Consider the following 4914-nt stretch of genomic DNA (forward strand, 5'->3'; position numbering starts at 1 on the left):
TGCCAGAATTACCTGCATTACCACAAAGCGGTAGCACAAAAGCGAATGAAGCCGATGAAGGTGATTATGCAGAAATTCCAGCAGTAAGTGCAGTTAAAAATAAGGCAAAACCTGAATTGCCAGAATTACCTGCAGTGCCACACAGCGGTAGCACAAAAGCGAATGAAGCCGATGAAGGTGATTATGCCGAAATTCCAGCAGTAAGTGCGGTTAAAAATAACGCTAAACCTGAATTGCCAGAATTACCTGCAGTGCCACAAAGCGCTAGCACAAAAGCGAATGAGGCAACGGCTCCAGCTATTCAGGAAAGCAATGCTAACAATAATAACAATGGTGTGAAGGAACAAGCACCGACGTTAAATAGCAAACCGAAAGCAGAGCAAGAGGGAAATCCTTCAATTTTTGAGAAAATTAAGCATTTCTTCAGCGCCGATAGCAAACAGGAAAATGCAGAGAAACTAGTGGATAAGCGTGCTGATGAGACACCGCCAGCCATTGATTCTAAAAAGCTGTTTGAAGAGGCTAAGCGTAAAGCGCGTGAACGGGATAGTGCAAAAGAAGCAGAGAAAAAATTGAAAACTCTGGCTGAAAATGCAGAAACCTTACCCAAAGACCATTTACTCAAAGCATTACAAGAACTTGCTTATGGATTAAATGCGGAAGACGCGACTGCGTTGGCAACGAAGGCTAAGGAAACAGGTAAGAAAATTCACCGACCTGATACCATAGAGGGATTTGAAGGTAATAACATTAAAAATATGGGCAAAGCGCTGAGTAAAATTGAGTTAGATGAGGCTTATTTAGATTCTCGCCACGATATTAACCGTAAAATTGTGGAAAAATTAGACTCAAATAATACCTTCCATCAACTGATGAAACAAAAACTCTCAGGTAATGAAGAAGGGATTCGAGAACTATTCCACTTGGTTGAACAAGCAAAATTTGAGGCATTAAAGGAAGTTACTGGTATTGAAGGACAACGTGCTGATCTAGAATTTACCGGTAATAATCCGCTATCAATGAAACAAGGATCTTACGGCAATAATTTGGTTCAAATGAATGCCACACCCATTATCAGTTTCTTGCGAACAAGAAAACAAAATAATAAAGAGATCTTGGATACTATCGTCCACGAACTCACCCATCATGATCAGGCACAAATTATCCGCTATAAGGATAAACTTCCTGAACATATGAGAAATGATGCTAACTTAATGGCATTAAACGGGACTTATTATATAAATTCAAGCTTAACAAATCTTGAGGCTTATAAAAAGCAACCGCAAGAACGAGAAGCCTTTTTCTCTGGACATAAGTTAGGGGAAGAATTAAGTAAATTGGTTGATAAAGCCTATAAGGAGGAAAAAGCCGAGATTAAAACGATTGAGCATTTACCAAGCAAAAACAATAATCTTGAAACCGCGAAAGCGGAATCGGTCGGATTAGGCGATAACGCATTAATTTATGGTTTGAAAAATGGTCGAGAAGCCTTGATTGATCGAGCTAATAAGGCGGATAAAGCGAAAAACAACCCTATTCTTGCGGATAGTTATATCGGAGAATTAAATTTAGGGTATGAATTTGGCAATCTTTCTCATTTAGCGGATAAAGTTAAGCAAGGAAAAGTAACCGAACAAGATATTGATCGTATTGCTCAATTTAAAGACCTCGGTGCAAATTCCGCATTAGAAAATTCTTCTCGCAGCCGAATCAATAAGGCAAACGTGGAGGATAACAAAAAAATCATCAGTGAATTACTGAAAAATCCAGCTGCAGTTGATGCTCTAAATCGTATGGCTGACTTTAATGAAAAAGAACGCCAGTTAATGAAGGCGTTGAAGCAAAATGAATTTGTGGATATTGATAATCCCAAAACATCGCCTTCTTTCAGTAAAGCACAAAATGAGGTGATTGAACAATACCATGCGGTTCAGCAGGAATTGAATAACACCAGAATGGATTTCTTTTCGGAAAAAACCAAGTTGATTGCGAAAGAAACCTTAGAGCGAGGTGGAAAAGTGTATTTTGCCTTAGATGGATTGGTAACGGATACTATGAAATTTAATTCAAATAAGACACAAATCAATATGGAAAACCTGAAAAAGTTATTTGACCCAAGTTATGAACATTATGATGCGGTAACATCAAGAGAATTACGTTATCTGTATGAAAACTTTAAAGATAATCCTAATCTTAAGTTTACTGTTCATGATCATGTAATTGAAAATCCATTTAAAACCTTAACATTCAATTAATGAAATAGGAGTATTTAAAAAGGGTTAAACTGTTTGAGTTTAACCCTTTTTTATGTGCTTATTTCTTTTTGATTACGTTGAATATGAATGAATATTTTGTTAGAATGATTGCATATTTATGCAATGATAAGGAGCAACACAATGGCGTTTAATCTTAAAAATAGACATTTACTCAGTTTAGTGAATCATACCGAGCGTGAAATCCGTTTTTTATTGGATTTGGCAAGAGATCTGAAAAGAGCAAAATATGCCGGTACGGAAAAACCTCGCTTAATCGGTAAAAATATTGCCCTTATTTTTGAGAAAACCTCAACCCGTACCCGATGTGCCTTTGAAGTTGCCGCCTACGATCAAGGGGCGCACGTTACTTATATCGATCCGACTTCTTCCCAAATTGGACATAAAGAATCGATGAAAGATACCGCACGTGTACTGGGCAGAATGTACGATGCCATTCAATATCGTGGTTTCAAACAATCTGTGGTGAATGAACTTGCACAATATGCGGGCGTGCCGGTGTTTAATGGTTTAACCGATGAATTTCACCCCACTCAAATGCTCGCCGATGTGCTGACAATGATTGAAAATTGCGAGAAACCGTTAAGTCAAATTAGTTATGTGTATATCGGGGACGCTCGCAATAATATGGGCAATTCATTGTTATTAATTGGGGCAAAATTGGGAATGGATGTACGGATTTGTGCGCCAAAAGCCTTATTGCCTGAAGAGGCTTTAGTGAAAATGTGCCAAGAATTTGCCGCACAATCCGGCGCACGTATTATGGTAACCGATGATATTGATACCGCCGTAAAAGGTGTGGATTTTGTGCATACGGATGTGTGGGTATCAATGGGTGAGCCTTTAGAAACTTGGGCAGATCGCATTGAATTGCTAATGCCTTATCAAGTCACCCCTGAGTTGATGAAACGCACGGGCAACCCGAAAGTGAAATTTATGCACTGTTTACCGGCATTCCACAATAGTGAAACCAAAGTCGGCAAAGAAATTGCTGCAAAATATCCACAACTTGCCAATGGAATTGAAGTCACAGAAGATGTGTTTGAATCACCGGCAAATGTGGCATTTGAGCAAGCGGAAAACAGAATGCATACTATCAAAGCCGTTATGGTGGCAAGCCTTGCCTAAGTCATAATGAATAGCATCGCAAAAGTGCGGTGCTATTTTTTTATCAAAAATAAATAAAGAGGAAAGAAAATGAGAATTGTCGTTGCACTTGGTGGAAATGCTTTATTAAAAAGAGGAGAGCCGATGACGGCTCAAAACCAATCTGTCAATATTCGGATTGCGGCGGAGCAGTTGGCAAAAATTAAACAAAATAATGAATTGGTGATTTCACACGGAAATGGGCCTCAAGTGGGGCTATTGGCATTACAGCACGCTGCTTATTATGCACAAGATCCGAAAATCGAGCCTTATCCTTTGGATGTCTTGGTTTCTCAAACCGTTGGAATGATAGGTTATATGTTGCAGCAAGAACTCACCAATTTAGCACCTCAATCACCAACAATCACGGTGTTAAATCAAGTGATTGTCGATCCAAATGATCCTGCATTTACAAAACCGAGTAAGCCGATTGGTCAGGTTTATAGCAAAGAAGAGGCAGAAAAATTGGCAGTCGAAAAAGGTTGGACGGTAATGCAGGACGGACAATATTATCGCCGTGCCGTACCAAGTCCATTGCCAAAAGAGGTGACGGGAATTGATTCTGTCAAAGCCTTGCTTGGAAACGGGAATATAGTGATTTGCGGTGGTGGTGGCGGTATCCCAAGCTACTATAATGCGAAGGGCGAATTACAAGGCGTTGAAGCCGTGGTGGATAAAGACTTATGCACCGCCGTGATTTCGCAAGAATTAGCGGCGGATTTATTCATCATTGCAACAGATGTTTCCGCTGCTTGCATAAATTTCAACACACCGAACCAAAAACAAATTGCCAAAGCCAACCCGACTGCATTGGAGGAACTCAGTAATGAATTTGCACCGGGTTCTATGGCGCCAAAAGTTAAAGCCGTCATCAACTTTGTTAAAGCTACCGGTAAAGATGCCGTGATCGGATCACTTAGTGATATTGAACGTATTGTAAAAGGCGAAGCGGGCACGCGTGTTACTTGTGCGATTAAAGGTATTGAATTTTATTAAATAAGAAAAAATAAGCTTTTGCCTTTATATTAACGTTTTTATTATTAATTAACTAAAATAAAGTGTAAGAAAATAGTATCTTTATTTGTCTTTATTCGGGAGGTGGCGGTATTCTTTATAAAGCAGCTAAAGCATACTTTTTTATTAGGTTTGATGGACAACCATTATTAACTTCTAAGTTATTAATTTGGTTGCTTTTTTATTCGATTTCTTGATTTAGATCAAAGAATGAGGGTGGTTTTTTATTTTATCTTATCGCGCCTCTCAGATACTCATAGTATCAAGCTTTTTTGTCTAGATGAGAAAGCATAACAATATATTAATCCACTTTATTTTTTATGGAGAAATTCAATGTCTTTAAAAATGAAAAAAACACTTGTTGCTATTTGTGTAGCGATGCTAGTCACGGCTTGTAGTTCTAGTGGGGGGGATTCATCTCCGTCTCAACCAAATCCACCTGCTCAAAATCCAAAATCAGAGCAACCGAAACAGGAGCAAC

General features: G+C 38.8%; 2 protein-coding genes and 1 pseudogene. All 3 read left to right on the forward strand.

The window, feature by feature from the left end:
• Nucleotides 1-2255, forward strand: a pseudogene (locus BKL49_RS12390) (hypothetical protein); the annotation flags it as partial.
• 141 nt (nucleotides 2256-2396) lie between these two features.
• Nucleotides 2397-3401: an ornithine carbamoyltransferase gene (locus BKL49_RS11955; RefSeq protein ID WP_077425768.1), complete on the forward strand. Its 1005-nt coding sequence runs from the start codon at nucleotides 2397-2399 to the stop codon at nucleotides 3399-3401.
• Nucleotides 3402-3470: 69 nt separating this feature from the next.
• The gene (gene arcC, locus BKL49_RS11960; protein ID WP_077425770.1) at nucleotides 3471-4415 is read left to right on the forward strand and encodes a carbamate kinase; all 945 of its coding nucleotides are present in this window, start codon (nucleotides 3471-3473) and stop codon (nucleotides 4413-4415) included.
• Nucleotides 4416-4914 lie beyond the last annotated feature (499 nt).

The sequence above is a fragment of the Rodentibacter myodis genome (genome assembly GCF_001999305.1).
Taxonomy (GTDB): domain Bacteria; phylum Pseudomonadota; class Gammaproteobacteria; order Enterobacterales; family Pasteurellaceae; genus Rodentibacter; species Rodentibacter myodis.

Excerpts from the sequence above, each read along its gene's own strand:
- arcC (WP_077425770.1), top strand. The coding sequence starts at position 3,471 with ATGAGAATTGTCGTTGCACTTGGTGGAAATGCTTTATTAAAAAGAGGA.
- BKL49_RS11955 (WP_077425768.1), top strand. The coding sequence starts at position 2,397 with ATGGCGTTTAATCTTAAAAATAGACATTTACTCAGTTTAGTGAATCAT.